This is a genomic window from Lentzea sp. NBRC 105346, from assembly GCF_030269605.1.
Classification (GTDB): Bacteria; Actinomycetota; Actinomycetes; order Mycobacteriales; family Pseudonocardiaceae; genus Lentzea.
The window spans coordinates 449,561-469,952 of sequence record NZ_BSTQ01000004.1; the positions used below are offsets into that span (position 1 = coordinate 449,561).

The 20,392-nt window shown below is 68.3% G+C and carries 18 protein-coding genes; 9 read left to right on the forward strand and 9 right to left on the reverse strand.

Annotated features, from left to right (window positions below):
* Positions 1-5: 5 nt before the first annotated feature.
* Positions 6-704, forward strand: a complete 699-nt coding sequence (locus QSK35_RS11970) for a hypothetical protein (RefSeq protein WP_285745253.1) — start codon at positions 6-8, stop codon at positions 702-704.
* Here the strand turns inward: QSK35_RS11970 and QSK35_RS11975 are convergent, their stop codons facing one another.
* The 6 genes from QSK35_RS11975 to QSK35_RS12000 all read right to left on the reverse strand — a co-directional run bounded on the left by QSK35_RS11975 (position 705) and on the right by QSK35_RS12000 (position 7,204).
* On the reverse strand, positions 705-2,228 hold the full coding sequence (locus QSK35_RS11975; RefSeq protein ID WP_285745255.1) for an alpha/beta hydrolase: 1,524 nt from the start codon (positions 2,226-2,228) through the stop codon (positions 705-707).
* Positions 2,229-2,423: 195 nt separating this feature from the next.
* Positions 2,424-3,401: an ABC transporter substrate-binding protein gene (locus tag QSK35_RS11980; RefSeq protein ID WP_285745257.1), complete on the reverse strand. Its 978-nt coding sequence runs from the start codon at positions 3,399-3,401 to the stop codon at positions 2,424-2,426.
* Positions 3,402-3,419: 18 nt separating this feature from the next.
* Positions 3,420-4,448, reverse strand: coding sequence for an ABC transporter permease (locus tag QSK35_RS11985; protein ID WP_285745259.1), 1,029 nt, complete (start codon positions 4,446-4,448; stop codon positions 3,420-3,422).
* A complete protein-coding gene (locus tag QSK35_RS11990) occupies positions 4,445-5,209 on the reverse strand; it encodes an ATP-binding cassette domain-containing protein (protein WP_285745260.1) in 765 nt (254 codons plus the stop codon). Before QSK35_RS11990 ends, QSK35_RS11985 begins: the two co-directional genes overlap by 4 nt.
* Positions 5,202-6,224, reverse strand: coding sequence for a class I mannose-6-phosphate isomerase (locus QSK35_RS11995; RefSeq protein WP_285745262.1), 1,023 nt, complete (start codon positions 6,222-6,224; stop codon positions 5,202-5,204). Before QSK35_RS11995 ends, QSK35_RS11990 begins: the two co-directional genes overlap by 8 nt.
* The gene (locus tag QSK35_RS12000; protein ID WP_285745307.1) at positions 6,221-7,204 is read right to left on the reverse strand and encodes a LacI family DNA-binding transcriptional regulator; all 984 of its coding nucleotides are present in this window, start codon (positions 7,202-7,204) and stop codon (positions 6,221-6,223) included. The genes QSK35_RS11995 and QSK35_RS12000 overlap by 4 nt, the downstream gene beginning before the upstream one ends.
* A gap of 236 nt (positions 7,205-7,440) precedes the next feature.
* Between QSK35_RS12000 and QSK35_RS12005 the strand changes: the two genes are divergently transcribed.
* Positions 7,441-8,901, forward strand: coding sequence for a glycoside hydrolase family 47 protein (locus QSK35_RS12005; protein ID WP_285745264.1), 1,461 nt, complete (start codon positions 7,441-7,443; stop codon positions 8,899-8,901).
* 121 nt (positions 8,902-9,022) lie between these two features.
* On the opposite strand, the gene QSK35_RS12010 is transcribed toward QSK35_RS12005, so the two are convergent.
* Together QSK35_RS12010 and QSK35_RS12015 are read right to left on the reverse strand one after the other, a co-directional pair.
* Positions 9,023-9,664 (reverse strand): hypothetical protein, encoded by a 642-nt coding sequence (locus tag QSK35_RS12010; RefSeq protein ID WP_285745265.1) that lies wholly within the window; start codon positions 9,662-9,664, stop codon positions 9,023-9,025.
* Between the two features lie 257 nt (positions 9,665-9,921).
* On the reverse strand, positions 9,922-10,617 hold the full coding sequence (locus tag QSK35_RS12015; protein ID WP_285745266.1) for an AfsR/SARP family transcriptional regulator: 696 nt from the start codon (positions 10,615-10,617) through the stop codon (positions 9,922-9,924).
* Positions 10,618-10,705: 88 nt separating this feature from the next.
* On the opposite strand from QSK35_RS12015, the gene QSK35_RS12020 reads away from it, so the two are divergent.
* The 7 genes from QSK35_RS12020 (at position 10,706) to QSK35_RS12050 (ending at position 19,136) form a co-directional block, all read left to right on the forward strand.
* On the forward strand, positions 10,706-11,251 hold the full coding sequence (locus QSK35_RS12020) for an RICIN domain-containing protein (RefSeq protein ID WP_285745268.1): 546 nt from the start codon (positions 10,706-10,708) through the stop codon (positions 11,249-11,251).
* On the forward strand, positions 11,252-13,495 hold the full coding sequence (locus tag QSK35_RS12025; RefSeq protein ID WP_502881640.1) for a GH92 family glycosyl hydrolase: 2,244 nt from the start codon (positions 11,252-11,254) through the stop codon (positions 13,493-13,495). It abuts the gene before it with no gap.
* Between the two features lie 59 nt (positions 13,496-13,554).
* The gene (locus tag QSK35_RS12030; RefSeq protein ID WP_285745272.1) at positions 13,555-15,879 is read left to right on the forward strand and encodes a helix-turn-helix transcriptional regulator; all 2,325 of its coding nucleotides are present in this window, start codon (positions 13,555-13,557) and stop codon (positions 15,877-15,879) included.
* Between the two features lie 78 nt (positions 15,880-15,957).
* Positions 15,958-16,767, forward strand: coding sequence for a 3-methyl-L-tyrosine peroxygenase-related protein (locus QSK35_RS12035; RefSeq protein WP_285745274.1), 810 nt, complete (start codon positions 15,958-15,960; stop codon positions 16,765-16,767).
* Between the two features lie 85 nt (positions 16,768-16,852).
* Positions 16,853-17,752 carry an ABC transporter ATP-binding protein gene (locus tag QSK35_RS12040; protein WP_285745276.1) on the forward strand — a complete coding sequence of 300 codons (900 nt, stop codon included), beginning with the start codon at positions 16,853-16,855 and terminating at the stop codon, positions 17,750-17,752.
* Entirely contained in the window at positions 17,749-18,792 is a 1,044-nt protein-coding gene (locus QSK35_RS12045; protein ID WP_285745278.1) for an ABC transporter permease, read from the forward strand. The genes QSK35_RS12040 and QSK35_RS12045 overlap by 4 nt, the downstream gene beginning before the upstream one ends.
* Positions 18,793-18,830: 38 nt before the next feature.
* A complete protein-coding gene (locus QSK35_RS12050) occupies positions 18,831-19,136 on the forward strand; it encodes a DUF3817 domain-containing protein (RefSeq protein WP_285745280.1) in 306 nt (101 codons plus the stop codon).
* Here QSK35_RS12050 and QSK35_RS12055 read toward each other — a convergent pair.
* Positions 19,118-20,158 carry a phosphotransferase gene (locus QSK35_RS12055; RefSeq protein WP_285745281.1) on the reverse strand — a complete coding sequence of 347 codons (1,041 nt, stop codon included), beginning with the start codon at positions 20,156-20,158 and terminating at the stop codon, positions 19,118-19,120. The two genes, QSK35_RS12050 and QSK35_RS12055, sit on opposite strands and share 19 nt — an antisense overlap.
* Positions 20,159-20,392: the final 234 nt, after the last annotated feature.

The window sequence follows — 20,392 nt, forward strand, 5'->3', positions numbered from 1 at the left end:
TTTCCATGGGCGGGGCACGTCGGCTGTCGTTGCTGATGCTGACGTGCCTCGCCGCGTGTTCGACCGTGGAGGGCTCGCCAACCGGTGTGCCCACCACCACGACCACGCCGCCAGTGGTCACCACCACCGCGCCATCGACGACCACGATCCCGCCGACAACACCGGTTCCACCGACGACCACCACTGCCGTGGGGCAGCAGTCGGCCGGCTGGACGATCACCGTGTACTACACGGCGGTCGAGTCGTTCCACAGCGGTGAGCGCAAACGGGTGCGCGGCTGTCCGAAGATCGACTGCGCCAACGGGTCGGATGACCTGGGCAGCTATCCCGCCGACTTCGTCGAGGCGGTCGAGAGCGAGGGGACCGGCCGCACCGCGTCCGGCAAGTACCTGAACTGGTCGCACGACAGTGGTTTCTGGCTGGACACCGCGCCGCGCGACACGAACGGCGGCGTGCTCGAACCCTTCGTCTCCGCGGCGGCCGACGGTCTGCCGAAAGGCGCGCGGGTCAAGATCGTCTCTTGTGGACAGACGGACGTGTGTGCGAAGTTCCGGTCGGCGAGCTGGGTGATCAAGGACTCCTTCACGCCGGGACTGGGCGGTACCAAGCACATCGACCTGTACCTGGGCGAGGAGAACGGCCCGCGCTTCACCGAGAGCGCGTGGTACACGACCTTCACGCAGGCCGTTCTCCTGATCGGCTGACTACCAGCCGACCTGCCGGGCGTAGGCCTCGGCGTCGCCGATCGGGTTGCCGCCCTGCTCGGCGCCGGGTGCGGGCAGGGGGACGCCGGGACACGTCAGATCCCGTTGCGGCACAACACCATCGACGACGAAGCTCTCGACGATGTCGTTGACACATGGGTTCGCGCGGCCGTAGATGCCGTGGTCGCCCTCGTCGTTGACCGTGAGCATGCGGCTGCCGGCGAACCGCGCGTGGGCCCGTTGCGCGCCTTCGAGCGGCGTGGCCGGGTCGCGTACCGACTGCACCATCAGCACCGGCGGAACCCCGATTCCGGTGGGCCGCTTGAGATGCACGTTCGGGCGGTCCCAGAAGTGACACGGCCCGGCGATCGCGTAGTAGCCGACGAGCGGGTACTGCTTGCCGAGCTCGGTGAACCGCCGGTTGAGGTACTCCCGGCCGCCGTGGAACGGCGTGTCGTTGCACAGGATCGAGTACTGCGTGCCGAGGCTCGCGTCCGGATAGGACGCCTGGGCGGTGAACTGGTTTCCCTGCAGCATCACGAGGAACTGCGTGCCCTGCGTGAAGTTCAGCTTGTTGTACTGCGTCTGGATGAGCACGAGGTCCAGCAGCGTCGGCGTGACGACCGTGCCGTCCGGCAGCGTCACCGGCTGTTCGGCGAGCCTGGCGCGCGTCTTCTCGTAGACCTGCCGGACCTGTTCCGCGGTCGTGCCGAGGTGGAACACGTTGTCGTACTTGGCCACCCACGGCAGGTAGTCCGTGCGGAAGCGCCGCTCGAAGCCCGGTCCGAACGCGCTGAACACCGTCTGCCAGTCCGAGGTGAACTCGGCGTTGGAGTCGAGGACGAACTTGTCGACGGACCGCGGGAAGTACGTGGCGTAGTAGGCGCCCATCCAGGTGCCGCCGGAGTAGCCGATCCAGCTGACCTTGTCCCGGTTCAGCAGCTGCCGCAACAGATCCAGGTCGCGGACCGTCTGCTCGGTGGTGACGAACGGCCCCAGCTCGCCGGACTTGCGCTGGCAGAACTTGGCCTGCAGCTCGTAGGTGTCGTTGAGCAGGTCGAGGTTGTCACGGCTGCGGTCGCGCGGGTCGACCTGGCCCAGCGCCTGATAGCCGCCGCACGTGACGTTGCTGCTGGCGCCGGTGCCGCGGACGTCGATGCCGATGATCTCGGTGTTCTGCAGCAGCTTCGGGCGGTTCAGGAAGGCCAGTGGCAACGTGCGGCCCGCGCCGCCGGGGCCGCCGGGGTTGGTGAAGACCGTTTTCTTCGGGGTGCCGACGCTGAGCCGGCTGACCGCGATCGTGATGGCCTTGCCCGGTGCCGCCCAGTTCATCGGGGTCTGGAACGTGCCGCACTCGAGCTTCTCGGCGCCCGGCGGTAGACCCGGTGGCGGCGGGTTGAAGCACGGTTTCCAGTCGATCTTCTGGGTGCTGAAGCCGGCCGGGAGGCCGGCGCTGGCCGGAGGACTGACGACGGCCGTGACGGTCAGCGCCGTGAGCAGGGTGATGAGCAACTTCCTGCGCATCCGTTTCCCCCTTCTGATGCGTGGCGTGCCGAACACTCCATCGCGTCGAGGGGAGCGCCACAACCACACAAAGGCGGAGGGCGGGACCGACTCTTGGCTTACGCCGAACGGGGGGCGCGAACGTAAGACACGAGGGGCCGGAGCGTAAGACTCGCGCGAGTCTTACCGTCCGGCCCCCTGTGTCTTACGTTCGCGTCAGCACTTCTGCTTGTAGAAGTACTTCTCGTTCTGCGCGGCGTCGTCCTTCGTGATCGCGACCAGGTTGGTCTCGATGTTGCGCTTCACTTCCTTGCCGTCGATGGCCGCGATGGCCTGCTCGACGCCCTGCTTGCCGATGGTGGCCGGGTCCTGCGCGATGAGCGCCTGCACCACGCCGCCCTGGAGGTCCTGGACCTGCTTGGGCGAGGCGTCGAAGCCGACCAGGTTCACCGCACCGGTCTTGCCCGCGCTCTTGAGGCCGGTCGCGGCACCCTCACCGGTGTTGAGGTTGGTCGCGAACACACCGATCAGGTCCGGGTTGGCCGCCAGCGTCGCGGTGAGCTTCGACGCGGCCTGCGCGGGCTCGTTGTCGGTGTACTGCTGGCCCAGGTACTTCAGGTTCGAGTACTTCTTGATCTCGTCCTCGAAGCCCTTGGCGCGCGCGTCGGTCGTGGACGTGCCGGCCTTGGTGTTGAGCACCAGCACCGAGCCGGACTTGCCCGCCGCGAGCTTGTTGATGGTCTGCGCCGCCAGCTGGCCGCCCTGCTCGTTGTTCGACGAGATCGTGGACGCGGCGATCGAGGCGTCCTGCAGCTTGGTGTCGACCTCGATGACCTTGATGCCCGCGTCCTTGAGCTGCTTCATCGGGCCCGCCAACGCCTTGTCGTCGGTCGGGGCGATCAGCACGGCGGCCGGCTTGTTGGCCAGCACACCGGTGACGATCGGGATCTGCTGCGGTGCGTCGAACTTCGCGGGCGCCTGGGTGTCCACCTGGTACCCGGCGGCCTTGGCCGCCTCCTCGAAGCCGCACTGCATGGAGATGTAGAACGGCTCCGCCTGGATGCCCGGGATCAGCACCATCTTCTTGTTCGTCGCGGCGTTCGTGGAACCGGAGTCACCGATCTTGCCGCCACCGCCACAGGCGGTCAGCACCAGTGCGGCGGTGGCGAGCACCGCGACAGAGCGAATCTTCATTGATTCCAGCACCTTTCCCTAACGTTGGTTGCGCGCCCGACGCCGTGACTGGTCGAACCAGACGGCGACCACCAGGACGATCGCCATGGCGATCGGCTGCCAGAACTTGTTGACCTCGACGAAAACGAGACCCTTCGACAGCACGGAAGGGATGAACACACCGAACACCGAACCGACGATCGAACCGACGCCGCCGAACACGCTCGTGCCGCCGAGGACGGTCGCCGCGATCGCGTTCAGGTTGTCGGTCTCGTGGCCGGTGACCGAGGCCGTGCGGTAGTACGCCAGTGCCATGAACCCGGCGAGCCCGGACAGGACACCGGCCAGGAGGTAGACCCGCGTCAGGTGGCCGGTGACCGAGATACCGACCCGGCGGGCCGCCTCCTCGTTGGAGCCGACCGCGTAGGTGTAGCGGCCGAACCGCGTGGTGTTGAGCACCAGTGCGCCCACGATGGTCACCGCGGCCGCGATCAGCACCATGTTCGGGATGCCGAGGTAGGTGCCGAACCCCACCGTGTCGGTGAGGTTCTCCGGGATGTTGCCGACGTTCGAGCCGTTGTTCAGCAACAGGGCCGCGCCCGTCGCCGCGCCGAACGAGCCGAGCGTCACGATCAGCGGCGGGATCTTCGCCCGCGCGATGAGGGTTCCGTTCAGGAAGCCCCACGCCGCACCCGAACCCAGTGCCACCAGCAGGCCGGCGAAGACCACATCCCAGCCCGCTTTGGTCGCGTCACCGTCGGACAACGCGTTCATGGTCTGCGCCGCCGCGACACCGGAGAACACCAGCACCGAGCCGACCGACAGGTCGATGCCGGACGTGATGATCACGTACGTCATGCCGACCGCGAGCACGAGCAGCACGGACGTCTCGGCGAGTGTCGTCTGGAATGTCACCTGGTTGAACACCGCGTCCGGGCGCAGCGCGCCGAACACCGCGATCAGCAGCACCAGCACGACGCCGATCCACAGGGCGTTCGCACCGGCCAGGCGCTTCAGCAACGGCGTCTCGTCCGATGTGGACAACGTTGTCTTCTCGGTCGTGCTCATGCCGCGTCCTCCTGCGAAAGCGCGCCCGTCATGGCGCCGACGAGCTCCTCGACGGTCGTGTCCGGGCCCTTGAAGCGCGCCACGCGCCTGCCCAGGCGCAGCACCTCGATCCGGTCGGACACCGACAGCACCTCGGGCATGTTGTGGCTGATCAGCACGACCGCGATGCCCTGGTCCCGCACGCGCTTGATCACATCGAGCACGCGTTCCCGTTGCACCACACCGAGTGCGGCCGTCGGCTCGTCCATGAACACGAGCTTCGACGCCCACGCCACCGACCGCGCCACGGCCACGCTCTGCCGCTGACCGCCGGACAACGCCGCGATCGGGACGTCGATCGACTGCAGCGACACGCCCAGGTTGCGGAAGTGCTCCGCGGCGTGCCGGCGCATCTCCTTCTTGTCCAGCACGCCGAACCAGCCCAGCGGCCCGGACCTCTTCAGCTCCCGGCCCAGGTACAGGTTCGCGGCCGGGTCGAGGTCCGGTGCGACCGCGAGGTCCTGGAACACCGTCTCGATGCCCAGGTCGCGCGCGTCGGTCGGCGACGACAGCGTCACCGGCTCGCCCTCGAACAACAGCTCGCCGTCGTTCGGTTGCTCCACACCGGAAAGACACTTCACGAGGGTCGACTTGCCCGCGCCGTTGTCGCCGATGAGCGACACGACTTCGCCGGGATACGCCGTGAAGGACGCGCCGCGCAGCGCCTCGACGCTGCCGTAGTGCTTGACGAGATTGCGCGCCTCCAGCAACGGTTCACTCACTTGAAGAACCCTCCACACTGGACAGCAGTGGCGGCCGGCATCGGATCGCCACGAGGTCTCCCACCAGTCCGGTCTCGCCCGCCGCGTGCGGCACGACGACCGTACTGCCCTTCTGCACCGGCAGCGAGCCGAGCGTTCCGCTGCCCTCCAGCACCACGAGCACGGCGAACGACGGTTCGAGACCGAAGGAGCCGTCGACGTGCAGCCGGTCCGCCTGGAAGAACGGATCGGCGTCGGCGCTGAACAGGTTGACTGACGACGTTGTCATACCGCCGGTCTCCCGCACGAGCGAACCGAGGTTCGCGCCCCAGCCGGTGCGGTCGACGCAGTCGAGCGCGGTGTCGTACCCGAGCCCGAGGTGGCCGATGTCCGCGTTGGCCAGGAAGCCCTGCCACTCCAGCGTGACCGAGAAGTCGGTCGGCTGCTGGAGTTCGACGATGAACACGCCCTCACCGATGGCGTGCGGCAGGCCGGCGGGCACGAAAACCGTGTCGCCTGCCTTGACCCGCACCGGGTTGAGCGCTTCGAGCATCGCCGCAGTGTTCTGAGTGGACACCCAGTTGGCAACGGTCTCGGCCGAAACGTTATCGCGGAATCCGATGTAGACGGTCGGGTCCGCGCCCTGCGTCCCCACCACGATCCACGACTCGGTCTTGCCGTGCCTGCAGTTCAGGTGCTTCGACGCGAAGGCGTTCGACGGGTGGCAGTGCACCGGCAGCCGCTGCCCGGCGTCGAGCAGCTTGACCAGCAACGCCGTGTCCGCGCCGAAGATCTTGACGTGGTCGGCGCCGAGCCAGCTCTCCGGGTCGGCCCGCACGGCGTCGCGCAGCAGCCGTCCGTCGGGCAACGTCGACAACCCGGCCAGGTCGCGGCCGTAGAGCGTGGTGGTCGACGCTACCCAGTCCTCGGGGCCGAACTCGGTGGCCTCATCGAAACCCCGCAGCTTCGCGATGGCCTCACCACCGCGGTAGAACTGCTTGGGCTGGTTGGCCGGTAATTCGACAGGCCGGTTCACGCACGGACCTCCCCTGATCCTCTCGGCACCAAACGCACCGGCAGCACGACGCGGCGCGGTGGTGAGTTGTCGCCGTCCAGTCGGGCGAACAACAGATCCGTGGCCGCCTTGCCCAGCGCGCTCGCGTCGTGCGCGATGACGCTGACCGGCGGGCTCAGCAGGTCGGCGAGCTCGAAGTCGTCGAAGCCGACCAGCGCCGGGCGCTGCGCCGACCCCGCGAGCGCGCGCAGCACGTGCACGGTGATCCGGTTGTTGCCGGTCACCAGGGCGGTGGCGGGCTCGCGCCCGTTCTGCAGGCGGTGCAGCGCGGCGGTGACCGTGCGCTCGTCGTGCGGGCCCATGACCACCAGTTCCTCGTGGTACCCGATGCCCGCCCGCACACAGCCCTCGCGGTAGCCGCGCAGGCGCTCGTTGGCGGTGAAGATGTCCGGCGCGTCACCGAGGAACGCGATGCGGCGGTGGCCGTGCGCGGCGAGGTGCGTGACCGCCTCCACGGTGCCGCCGATGTTGTCCACCAGCACGGTGTCCGCGACGACGTCGCCGGCGGGGCGGTCGAGGAAGACGACCGGCGTGCCCGCGCGCATCTCCGGCACCAGGTAGCTGTGCTGCAGCCCGGCGGGCACGATCAGCAGCCCGTCCACGCGGCGTGAGCAGAACTCCAGGGCCAGCTCGCGCTCGCGGCCGGGGTCCTCGTCCGATGACCCGGAGATCACCTGACGTCCGCGCAACCGGGCGATCTCCTCGACAGCGCGCGTCACGCCGGAGTAGAACGGGTTGCCGACGTCTTCCAGGACGAGGCCGATGGTGCCGGTCGACGAACCGCGGCGCAGGTTGCGCGCGCTGAGGTTGCGCCGGAAGCCGAGCTGGTCGATGGCGGCGAGCACGCGCTCGGCCGTCGACGGATGCACGCCCGGTTCGTCGTTGACCACGCGTGACACGGTCTTGATGCTGACGCCCGCGAGACGCGCGACGTCGTTCATCGTCGCGCGGCGGACCTTGCGCGGACCGACGGCGGTACCGCCTGGGGACAACGTTGTCATAGTGGCGGAATCACACACCGTCTCATCAGCCCTTGTCAACAGCTTCGGAACCGGTACAGCGTTGGTTCCTTTGCCTGCGGGGTGTCCAAAACGGGACAGAACCCTTGACGCGGCGGGGACACGGCGCGCAAGGATCCGAACACGGACAGCGTTGTCACCCTGCATCTGGAGTAGCCATGAGGAACCTGCCTCGGCGCACCCTGCTGTCACTGCTCGGAGCGGCCGGTCTGACCGGTGTAACCGGCACCGCGTGGGCCACACCGCCCTCTCCGTCGGCTCCACCTCCCGAAGGCTCCGGCGTCACGGCCGCTGATGTGCCTGCTGTGTTCGCCCCGCCGCCCGGTGGGTGGCGTGCCGTCGCCGAGGACGTGCGGCGCGAGACGCAGTGGTCCTGGCGGTCCTATGTGGACCGTGCGTTCGGACATGACCAGATCAAGCCGGTGTCCGGCGGTTACGAGGAGTTCTTCGTCGACGGCCACCCGATGGGCCTCACCGTCGTCGAGGCGCTCGACACGTTGTGGCTCATGGAGCTCGACGAAGAGTTCGCCCAGGGCCTCAAGTGGGTCCACGACAACCTGAACTTCGACGTCAACGCCTCGTTCCAGGTCTTCGAGACCAACATCCGCATGCTCGGCGGCCTGCTCTCGGCCTACCACGTGAGCGGCGACCCGAAGCTGCTGTCGCTGGCGCGCGACCTCGGCGACCGGCTGCTCGTCGCGTTCACCAAGTCGCCCACCGGAATTCCGTACCGCTACGTGAACCTGCGCACGGGTGCGGTGTCGTCGCCGGAGACGAACCTGGCCGAGACCGGCACCTACATCACCGAGTTCGGCGTGTTGTCGCGCTGGACCGGCGACCCGAAGTACTACAACGCGGCCAAGAAGGCGTTCCGCGTGACGTTCGACAAACGGTCCTCTTTGGACCTGTTGCCGTGGGACGTGCACGCGGAGACCGGCGAGTGGCGCAACCGCACGGCGACCGTCGGCCCGCCCGCGGACTCGTACTACGAGTACCTGTGGGACGGCTACCGGCTCTTCGGCGACACCGACCTCAAGCGCTGGTACGACGTGCTCATCGCGGGCATCAACCGCCGGCAGGCCGAGACCGTGAACGGCCGCCTCTGGTTCGCGCAGGTCGACGCATTCACCGGTCGGCGCACCTCCCGTTCGCAGAGCGAGCTCGCGTCGTTCTGGGCGGGTCTCGCGGCCGAGGGCGGCGACGTCGCGCGCGGCCGGGCGTACCACGACTCGTGGACCGCGGTGCAGGACCGGTACGGCGTGCTGCCCGAGGGCATTTCGTATCCCTCGTTGAACGCCACCTCGGTCGGCAACCAGCTGCGGCCCGAGTACGCGGACGCCGCGTTCGTGCTGTGGCTCAAGACCGGGGACGAGCTGTACCGCAACCGTGCCTACACGCACTACCAGCAGATGAAGAGCTCTTCGAAGACCCGGTACGGGTACACGATCATCGCCGACGTCACCACGACGCCGAAGCGCAAGGGCGACTTCTGTCCCGGCTACTGGTGGTCGGAGCAGCTGAAGTACTACTGGCTGATCTTCGGTGACGCCAAGCGGTTCGACTACCGCGACAACTACCTGTCCACGGAAGGCAACATCTTCCGCGGCGCCCGCAGGTAGGAGACTCCGGGAGCGGCCCTCGAAGACGGCGGCGGGAGGGCCGCTCCCGGTCCCTTGTGAACTGCCGTTAAGGCCACCTTCACTGCGTTGGACGCAGTGAAGGTGGCCTTAACGGCACACCTCAGCAGGCCACGATCAGGCCCGTCAGGGCGTGGCAGGTGGCCGACGAGAGGTTGTTGGCGGCCTTGGTGTCCACCGGGCTGCTGCCGTACACCTCGCCGCGCACGGTCAGTGGGCCCAGCGCCAGCAGGTCCGGGTCGGCGGTCAGCCGGACGTCGGCGGACGTTCCGTGCTGCACGCCCAGGTAGCAGTAGGCGGTCCGTTTGCCCGGCAGGCGCAGGCAGTCGCGGCTGCCGCCCCACGACAGGCCGTCCGGCCACGTCACGCGCACCCGCACGGCGCCCAGATCGCCCACGCCGTCGAGGTTGTGCGCCGTGACGCGGAACGTCAGGCCGCCGCCGATCGGCACGGACACGCCGCGTGGCGCCGAGACCGTGACGCCCCAGTCGCCCAGTTCGGGCGGGAAGACGTCCCGGCCGACGCAGGCGCCTTCGCCTACCGAGAACACCAGTTCGCCTGGGCAGCGTTCGTAGCGGGCCTTCCCGGCGCCCAGGCAGCGGTAGAAGCCGTCGGCGCCAACGGGGTCGGCGGTCAGCTCCGAACCCGTGCACTCGGCGGCGATGCCGGGATCCGGTGGGGGGAACGCGTTGGCTGTGGGGGTGAAGAGCAGAAGCGCGGCGACCGCCGCGATGAGCACGCGCATGGCGCCCATTGACCTGCATGGGCGTCCGGGCGGGCAATGGGGTGAACGGGTGGTCGTACCGCTCCAATTGAGACGCCGTGAGTCCTCAACTCAGCACCCGCGAGCCGCCCTTTCAGCCCGGTGCACCCTCGGCGGAGCCGGGATTGTCGGACTCCGGCGCTACGGTCGGCTGGGGGTGTGTCGGCGGTGCGGTGGTTGTGAGCTGCCCCCGTATCCAGGCTAGCGAGGGGACTGACAGTTCTGAGGCGCTTCCGGCGTCAGGAGCGCAGGATTTCGCCCTGCAGGCGGCGTAGCTCGGGGCCGCTGCTGATGCCGTATTCGGTGGCGAGGCGGTGGCTCAGCCGGCGGTACGTCTCCAGGGCGTCGGCGGCCCGCCCGCTGCGGTACTGCGCCAGCATCAGCAGGCCGTGCAACGACTCCCGCACCGGGTGCTCGCCCGTCAGCCGCGCCAGCTCGGGCACGACCGAGCGGTGCCGGCCGAGGCGCAGCTCCAGCTCGATGCGCGTTTCCAGCGCGTGCAACGTCTCCTCCTGCAACGCGTGGCGCAGCTCGGGCAGCTCGACGTCGGCGAGCGGCACGCCGTGACACCACGTCAGCGCCTCGTTCAGCAGCATCACGGCGTCCGCGGGCGGTGCGGACCGGGCCTGCTCCGCCAGCGACCGGAAGACGAACAGGTCGACGGTGGTGAGCGGTACGTCGGCCACGTAGCTCTGGCCGCGCGTGACCACTGAGATGCCCGCGCGGCGAAGGTCCGCGACCAGTCCCTGCACGCGGTTGCGCGCGCTGGCGGGTGGGGCGGAATTCCACAACAGGTCGATGATGCGGTGTACCGGTACGGGTCTTCGGGCCTCCAGCAACAAAATCGCCAGCACCGCCCTGTTCTGCGGCCCACCCAGCCGTACTTGCGAATCGTTGGCCCACGCGGAAACTTCCCCCAGCACGTGGAATCGCATGATCGCTCCCCCTCAGCGGATTCTCAGCGCTCCATAAGGCTTCTCTTCAAGGCTTCCTCCGTCGTTACCCGAATTGAGGGGGAAACCAATGATTCGTACCGGTATGCGGATCCTGCTCGCCGCGCTGGCCGGGTTGTCGCTCGTCGCGACGCCCGGCCTGGCGAGCGCCGGTGCGCCGAAGGTGCTCGACGCGGCGGACCTGGCGGCGAACGGGGTGCAGCCCAACGCGGTCTACCAGGTTCGCAACAGGAACAGCGGGAAGTGCCTGGAGATCTACGGCTGGTCGACGGCCGACCAGGGCGACGCGGTGCAGTGGACGTGTCATGGCGGCAACAACCAGCTGTGGGACTTCCGGCCGTCCGGCGACGGTGTCACGTGGTACATCGTCAACGTGCACAGCCAGAAGTGCCTGGAGATCTACGGCTGGTCCACCGCCGACCACGGCGACGCGGTCCAGTGGGGCTGCCACGGTGGCAACAACCAGCGCTGGTACTGGAACGCGAACGGCACCAACGCCTGGTTCACCAACAAGCACAGCGGCAAGGTGCTGGAGATCTACGGCTGGTCGACGGCCGACCGCGGTGACGCGGTGCAGTGGACCTGGCATGGCGGGGCCAACCAGCTCTGGTACTGAGTGATCGGCGGGCGCGGCCGCTATCGTGGGATCGTGGCCGCGCCCCAACCGCCAGAGGCGATCGAGTCGGTGAACACGTTCATCGGCACCCAGGACGAGGGCAACACCTTCCCCGGCGCGTCGATGCCGTTCGGCAAGGCGCACTCCAGCCCGATCACATCTCATTACGCGGGCTTTCGCTACGACGACCAGGTGATCCGCGGCTTCGGGCACTTCTTCCTGTCCGGGGCCGGCTGCTGGGAGCAGGGCGGCCTGGTGTCGATCCTGCCGATGTACGGACCGCTGCCCGGCGTCTTCGACCAGCGCCGCTACGGTGCCCGGTTCACCCACGACGGCGAGATCGGCAAGCCCGGCTACTACAAGGTGCGGCTGGACCGCGACATCACCGTCGAGTGCACCGCCACCACCCGGACGGGCGTCGAGCGCTACACGTTCCCGAGTGGCATCAACGGCACGTTGCTGGTGAACGTGGGACAGGCCAACGAGAAGGAGCCGGTCTCGGCCAGTTCCGTCAAGATCCTCGGCGACCGCACGATCGTCGGAACCGTTGAGTCCCAAGCGTTCTGTGGTGGAAAGCCCTACATCACCCACTTCGCGACGCGGTTCGACCGGCCGTTCCACGCGTTCGGCACGTGGTCGTCCGGTGGCTCGGCGCCGAACACGCGGGAGTCGGCCGGAGGTGCGGGACTGCGCGGCGCGTGGGTCACGTTCGACCCCGGCCCCGTCACCGCGATGACCGCGCTGTCGAACGTCGACGCGGACGGCGCGACGCTCAACCTCACCGAGGCCACGGACAAGACGTTCGACGAGATCCGCGTGCTGGCGCAGGACGCGTGGCGCGACGAGCTCGCGTGCATCGAGATCGAGACCGACGACTGGGACGACCGCGCGGTCTTCTACACGGCGCTGTACCACGTGTTGCTGCAACCGTTGACGGGCAACGACCTCGACGGGCGCTACCGCGGGTTCGACAACAAGATCCATACCGCCGACGGCTGGACGTACTACGAGTTCTTCTCGTTGTGGGACACCTATCGCGCGCACAACCAGCTGATCGCGTTGCTGCGCACCACGCGCGCCCGTGACATCGCGCGGTCGATCCTCGCCATCCACGAGCAGGGCGGCTGGCTGCCGCGCTGGGCGTACTCGAACCAGGAGACCAACTGCATGACCGGCGACCCGGTCACGCCGTTCCTGGTCGACCTGTGGCGGTTCGGCGCGCTCAAGGGGTTCGAGGAGCAGGCGTACCGCGCCCTGCTGCAGAACGCGACCGGGATGCCCGCCGCGTCGTCGCCGTTCCAGGGCCGGGCCGGCAACCCGAACTACCTGCAGCACGGTTTCGTCCAGTACGACAAGGCGTTCCGGAAGAAGGGGCAGGACGTCGACCCGCACCACGGCGCGTCCGCCACGCTCGAGTACGCGCTCGGCGACGCGACGCTCGCGATCATGGCGGGCGAGCTGGGGCATCGGGAGGACGCCGAACAGTTGCGGCAGCGCGGGCGTAACCACCGCGTGCTGTGGGACCCGACGGTCACCGACCGGGGCTTCGCCGGCTTCCCGCGGCCTAAGCTGCTCGGCGGTGGATGGCTGAAGCCCTACACCCCGCAGGGACCCGAGGGGTTCCACGAGGGCACGGCGTGGCAGTACCAATGGCTGGTCCAGCACGACGTCCCCGGCCTGATCGACGCGCTCGGTGGAAAGGTCGCGGCCGAGGCGCGGCTCGACGACTTCTTCGCCTACTCGGACCTGCTCGTCGATCCCGCGCGCACCGCTCGGGAGAAATGGGTGGTCGGGCCGTACGACTACTACAACCAGTTCCGGTACAACCCGAACAACGAACCGGACCTGCACGCGCCCTGGATGTACGCGCTCATCGGCAAACCCGAGAAGACGTCAGTTGTCGTGCGCGCCGCGCAAACGCTTTTCGTCAACGGGCCGAAGGGCGTCACGGGCAACGACGACCTCGGCACGATGTCGGCTTGGTACGTGTTCAGCGCGCTGGGGATGTACCCGGTGGTGCCCGGTACCGGGGAATTCGTGCTGCACGCGCCGCGATTCACCCGTGCCGTGATCCACCTGGAGAACGGTCGAGACGTAATAGTGAAAGCCGAGTCCGCAAATCCGACCCAATTGCAGCATGTGCAACGCGTGCGCGGCGGTTGGCTGTCACGTAACAAAACGCAGGTGGATCTCGCGGAGTTGCGAGGCGGGATCACACTCGACGTCGAACTTGTTGATCTTTGAGTGATGAATCACGAAAGAATCCAATCGAGACGCGTAAATCGCGGTTACCCTCTTGCGTGATGGACAGTCCCGGTATCTGTGAGACGTGCGGCTCGGCATTGGCGCCTCGCCTCGCGACCTCACGCGTGTCGAGGTACTGCTCCAATGCCTGTCGTCAGCGCGCCTACCGGCAACGGATGAGCGTCACCCCGTCCGAACCGGATCTGCCCGAATACCCGGACGCCTTCGTCGGCCGCGACGCCGAGCTGGCGGATCTCGTGCCGCTGCTGCGCAAGCACCGGCTGCTCACCCTGCTCGGGCCCGCGGGGGTCGGCAAGACGCGGCTGGCGATGGAGCTGTCGCGGCAGTTCCGGCGCGGCGAGGGCCGGCTCGTCGAGATCGGCAGGCTGACCAGGCCGCAGCAGGTCGTGCAGGCGGTCGCGGAGGCCGCGGGCGTTCCGGAGCAGCAGGGAACCCCGTTGCGCGCGCGGCTGCTCACCGAGTTGATCGGGCGAAAGCTGTTGCTGATCCTCGACAACTGCGAGCACCTGGTCGACGCGTGCTGCGAGCTCGTCGACGAGTTGCTGGCGCGATGTCCCGGCGTGCGGGTGCTCACCACGAGCCGCGAGGCGCTGCGGGCGGTCGGTGAAGCTGTCTATCCGCTGAAAGGTCTTTCGGTGGAAGGGCGGCCGTGGTCGGAGGCCGAACGGCTGTTCGTGGAGCGGGCCCGTGAGAGCGCAGCCACGTTCGTGCCGTCCGATGCCGACCATGACCTGATCGCGTCGATCTGCGCGCGCCTGGACGGGGTGCCCCTGGCGATCGAACTCGCCGCACGGCTGGTGCGGCCCCTGTCGTTACAGGAGATCAGCCACCATCTCGACCGCAGGCTGGACCTGCTGAACATCGGTCACCGCGGCGCCGAGGCGCGGCACCGCAGCCTGCGCGCCGCGATCGCGTGGAGCTACGACCTGCTGAGCTCGCCCGAGCAGTCGTTGTTCCGCCGGCTTTCGCTGCTGCCCGGCGGTTTCGGGCTGGACACCGCGCAGGTCGTGTTCGACGGCGACGTGCTCGGCGTGCTCACCAACCTCGAGGCGAAGTCGCTGATCTCTCGCGAGGCCAACGGGCGGTTCGGCATGCTCGAGTCGGTGCGGCTCTACGCGCTGGAACGGCTGCGCGAGCACGGCGAGGAAGCCCTGGCGTCCGAGCGGATTCTCAGCTGGATGTGCGAGATCGCCGAACCCAATGCCACGACGTCGATCCTCACCGAGGACCAGATCCGCTGGCAGCGCGACGAGTACGACAACGTGGCGTACGCGTTCGCCCGCATGCACGACGTCACCGACGAACGCAGGCTGACCCTCGCGTCCATCATGCTGCGCGTCCGGTTCGACCAGGGGTACGTCACCGAGGCCGGCGCGACGATGATGGACGTGCTCGCGACCGCTCCGCCGAGCAGCCGGGTCCGTGCGCTCGCCGTGGAGTACGCGGCGTTGCTCGCGATGTACGAGGGCCGGCTGGACGACGCGCTGGCCTGGGCGGAGAAGGCGATCGACGTCGCCGAGGCGAACGGGCAGCAGCAGATCCTCTGCCGTGTGCACCGCACGCTGGCGACCGTGCGCGTGGCGCGCGGCGAGCACCACGAGGGCATCGCCGCGCTGCGCCGCTCGGTCGAACACGGGCTGCGCCACGGCAACGACGTGAGCGTCGCCGTCGCGAAGCAGAACCTCGCGTGGTGCCTGCTGGCGCAGGGAGATACCGCGGGAGCGCGGGATCTCATCTCCAGCGTGCTGCCCCGGCTGCGCCAGCACGCCCGGCCCGACATCTTCACGATCGCGCTGCACACCGCGGGTTGCGCGGCCCTGCGGACCGGTGATCTGGACGCCGCCCTGTCTCATTTCGAGGAGGGCGTGCGCATCGGCACCGAGATGGTGCGCGCGCTGGTCGACTGCGTCGAGGGCATCGGCATGGTCGAGGTCCGAAGAGGACGCGCCGAACGCGGTCTGCGCCTGCTGTTCGCGGGCGACGCCGCGTACACGAGGCTCGATGGTGCCCGTGAGCCGTACTGGCGCGAGATGTTCGAGGAAACCGTCGCGCTCGCGCGGGAGGTGTTGCCGGAACAGGAGTTCGAGCATTCGTCGATGTCGGGCTGCGCGATGGATCTCGCCCAGGCCGTGGACTACGCGCTCGACGAGGAGTCGTGGCAGCCCGAGGACGAGCCGTTGCTGAGCGCGCGGCAGCGCACGGTCGCGGTGATGATCGCGCAGGGAATGACCAACGTGCAGATAGCCGCGAGGCTCAACATCTCGCACCGCACGGTGGAATCCCATATCAGAAACATCAAGACTGCACTGGATGTATCGTCGCGCGCCCAATTGGCGGCATGGGTCACCCAACAGTCCAGTTGAGACGTAACACTGGTGTTCATCCTGATGACTTCACGGGCACAAGGGCTCAGTGTGTTCAGCAACAGGGGAGGAGGCGGCATGAGCACCACAGCGCAGTTCCGCCTGCTGCACCCCGATCTCGTCCCACAACGACGAGAGGTGCTGGCACAGGCGGCGTCCATGCTCGTGCAGATGGGGCTCGACGACACGCTCGTGTCCGCGTCGGCGGTGCACCAGCGGCTGGCGCGCGTCGTGCTGGCGAGCAGCGACGTGATCGAGTGGACGCCCGCGCTGGAGGACCAGGCGCCCAGCGACCAGCTCGTCGGCGTCGCACGGGTGGGCGGGGACCGCGGCGCGGTGTTCCTGTCCAGCCTGCTGATCGCCTACCTCGACGTACTGGAGAACGTGGCCCGCATGGGCACCTCGCTGCCCGAGGAGGAATGGCGCACGCTGATGTGGGCGCCCACCGCGCTGTTCGACCACATCCTCGGCCGCGCACCCGCCGGCCTGGCGATCACGACCCCGCCGCCGCGCGGCTCCGAACACCTGCCGCAGGACCGCTGGACCGCGGGCCATCGGCTGTTCCTGGCCCTGCTGCAGGGCGTGCGCTTCGCCGTCAGCGGGCTGCTGCGCGCCGCGTCGGACGGCGACAAGACCCTGGTCCTGGAGGACGTCGCGCTCGCCACGGCCACGCTGCGGGCCGCCACGATCGCCCTGCGGTTCGCCGGCGACACGGGCGCCTGGTCGTGCGGGGCGCGTGTCGACACGCGGGACCACGCCTATCTCTGCGCCGTGGTGGAGGACCTGCGGATCGTCGTGCCGCGGATCCGGTTCGAGCAGTTCGCGGCGGCGTTGGCGGACCTGAACGGGCTGCACGGCGCGCCGAGGCTGTTAGCAGCCGGTAACTGACCGAGAACACACGAACGTTTTGACTTTGGCGCGACTTTCGTCGTTACGCCTCTGGAATCGGTTGCCGCTGCCCTAGGTTTTCGCCATGACTGCGGTCGAGGTCGATGACATCCGCAAGAGCTACGGCGAGCTCAAGGCGGTCGACGGTGTCTCGTTCACCGTCGCTGAGGGTGAGTTCTTCGGCATCCTCGGACCCAACGGCGCCGGGAAGACCACCACGCTGGAGATCGTCGAGGGGTTGCGCCGTCCCGATTCGGGCAGCGTGCGGCTGCTCGGCGAGCAGCCGTGGCCGCGCAACCAGCGACTGTTGCCGCGCATCGGTGTGCAACTGCAGGCGTCGTCGTTCTTCGAGAAGCTGACGGCCAAGGAGCAGCTGCAGACGTTCGGCTCGCTGTACGGCGTGAGCGCGGGCAAGGCGGCCGAGTACCTGGAGCTCGTCGGCCTCACGGACAAGGCGAACGAACAGGAGAACAAGCTGTCCGGCGGGCAGCGCCAGCGGTTGTCCATCGCGTGCGCGCTGGTGCACGACCCGGACATCGTCTTCCTCGACGAGCCGACGGCGGCGCTGGACCCGCAGGCACGGCGCAACCTGTGGGACGTGCTGCGCGAGATCCAGAAGCGCGGCAAGACGATCGTGTACACCACGCACTACCTCGACGAGGCCGAGATCCTCTGCGACCGCGTCGCGATCATGGACCACGGCCGGATCCTCGCGATGGACGCGCCGGCGGTGCTCGTGCGCGGACTGGACGCGCCGACCCACGTGACCCTGCAGAAGGGAACGCTCTCGCTCGAGGACGCCTCGGTCCTGCCCGGCGTCGACGAGTCGCACGAGAACGAGGTGTCGCTGTCGATCTCGACGCGGCAGCCGGCGAAGGTGCTGGCCACGCTGGCCGAACGCGGTGCGTTGGACGGGTTGCAGGTGCGGACGGCGACCTTGGAAGACGTTTTCTTGCAGCTGACCGGGCGGGAGTACCGAGCATGACCGCGTTCAAGTCCCTTTCCGGGGCCATGTTCAAGGGGTTCTTCCGGGACCGCCTGTCGTTGTTCTTCACCTTCCTGTTCCCGCTGATGTTCCTGGTGATCTTCGGCCTGCTGTTCCGCGACGCGGGCGCGGACAAGCAGAAGATCGCGGTCGTCGGCGACGGCCCGATCGTGACGGCCATGGAGTCGTCCGGGATCTTCGAGATCCAGAAGTTCACTGACTCGTCGGCCGCCGTCGCTACCGTGAAGGCCGGTGACCTGCCGGCGGCGTTGATCGTTCATGGTTCTCGCCTCGATCTCCGCTTCGCCGCCAGCGACCAGCAGGCGGCCGCGGTCGTCAACGGCATCATGAACGGCTTCGTGGACAAGGCGAACGTCATGGCCACCGGGCAGCAGCCGGCGTTCGAGCTCTCCTCCGAGAAGGTCGAGGACTCGTCGCTGAAGCCGATCCAGTTCCTGACGCCCGGCATCCTGTCCTGGGGTGTGTCGATCTCCGCGGTGTTCGGCGCGGCGCTGACTCTGGTGTCGTGGCGCAAGAAGCAGGTGCTGCGCCGCATTCGTCTAGCACCGGTGTCGCCGACGACCGTGCTGTCGTCGCGGCTGCTGGTGAGCATCGGCGTCGCCTTGCTGCAGGGCGTGGTGTTCGTCCTGGTCGCTTCGACGCCGTTGTTCGGGCTGCAGCTGCACGGCCAGTGGTGGCTCGCGATCCCGCTGCTGATGCTGGGCACGCTCGCGTTCTTCTCGGTCGGCATGCTGGTCGGCGCGTTCGCCAAATCGGAGGAGGCCGCGTCCGGCGCGGCGAACCTCGTGATCATGCCGATGGCGTTCCTGTCCGGCACGTTCTTCCCGGTGGAGAACGCGCCCGGCTGGGTTCAGACGGTCTCGAAGTTGTTGCCGTTGCGGCACATGAACGACGGCATGCTCGACGTTCTGGTGCGCGGCAAGGGAATGGAGGCACTGGCCGTGCCGGCGTCGGTACTGATCGGGTTCACGCTCGTGGTCGGGTTCGTGGCCGCGCGCGTTTTCCGTTGGGAGGACTGAGTTCGGGGTGAGCCCGGTCACTGTCCAGAATGGTGTGCATGTTCTCCACAGCCGCTGGACGTTTCCGGGCCCTCGCCCTGGCCGAGGCCGTCTCGTGGGCGGGCCTGCTCGTCGGCATGTTCTTCAAGTACGTGGTCGTGCACAACGAGATCGGCGTGAAGGTCTTCGGACCGATCCACGGTGTCGTTTTCATCGGCTACGTGCTCGTCGCGCTGATGGTCCGCGAGGAGTTGCGCTGGGACCGGCGCACGACGTTCCTCGCGCTGCTGGCGAGCATCCCGCCGCTGGCGACCGTGATCTTCGAGCGTTGGGTGTCGCGGCGGCCTCAGCCGGCGAGCGACTGAGCGGTTCGTAGTTCCTCGGCCGGGTCGCCTTCGTGATAGACCCGTTCGCTGTCCTCGATGTTGTCCAGGAACTCCTGGTACTTCACCGCGGTCAGCAGGTGTGCCACGGGACGGGCGGTGCGCAGTGCCAGTTCGGGTTCGCTGTCGGGGAAGTGCGTGCGCCACGCGTGCGACCACACCTCGGTGATCAGGTGGTGCAGCGACGGATCCTCGGTGAACGCGATCAGGCGCGCGGCGTCGTAGGCCGGATGGCCCCACGTGGAGTCCGCCCAGTCGATGACCACGCCGCTCGACCGCCAGTTGCCGGGGTAGAAGTCGCCGTGCACGAGGGTGTCCGGCAACCCGAACGACGGCATCGCCACCGGTCGCGGCTGGACGCCGGGGTTCGGGCCCGCCAGCTTCGCCTGCACGGCCACGTACCTCGGGACGATCTCGCGGATCACCTCGGGCGTGAGGTTCCAGCAGTCTTCGCCCGGCACGTGGCTGAGCAGCAGCCGGCCGGGCGCGTCGGCGAGCACCCTGGGCACGAGCGGGGGGTCGCACGCCGCGACCGTCTTGATCAACGCGGCCTCGTCGGAGGCGAACGGCGGGAGCGCTTTCAGCCACACCGGGCCGTCCGCGGTCGGCAGGCGGTGCAGGCTGGACAGGTTCCAGGTGCGCACCTGCACGGCGGGCCCGGTTCTCGTGACGTGCTCGTCGGCCCAGGCCACCAGCTCGGCCGGGCCGCCGAGCCGCGCCCACGGGAGGCGTTTCGGGGCGTCGCAGCTCGGGCGTTCGCCGGGGTGCAGCTGCGACCGGTCCGGCTCGCCGTGGGCCTCCACGTGATACGTGACGACGCCGCCGCGCATACCGCGGCCCGTGGTACTGACGAGACGCAGGACGCTGCACGGCACACCGAGCACGCCCTCCAGCGCGGCGTTCACCGGCTCGACATGGTTCCACCACGGCGTTTCCACCGGCAGTGGGCCGACGGCACCGGCGAACCCGCTCGGGGCACTCACCAGGGCGATCACTTCGCGCACGCGACAATCAGGCCACGGCGGGACGGGGTCCCACAACGCATTTTCGGCTGTTGCTATGGGGGGAGCTTTCCAAGCGCTGGTGTTTTAACCAGGGGTGAGTTCCCTAACGGGCCGTCGCGTGAGCGGCGGCCCGTTTTGTTGTTTGCTGTCTTGGGTTTGCTGGGCCTGCGTTGTTTGCGGATGACGGGGTGTCGGGGGGCGGGTGTGGTGGTGTGGCCTGGTGGGCGGCCGGGT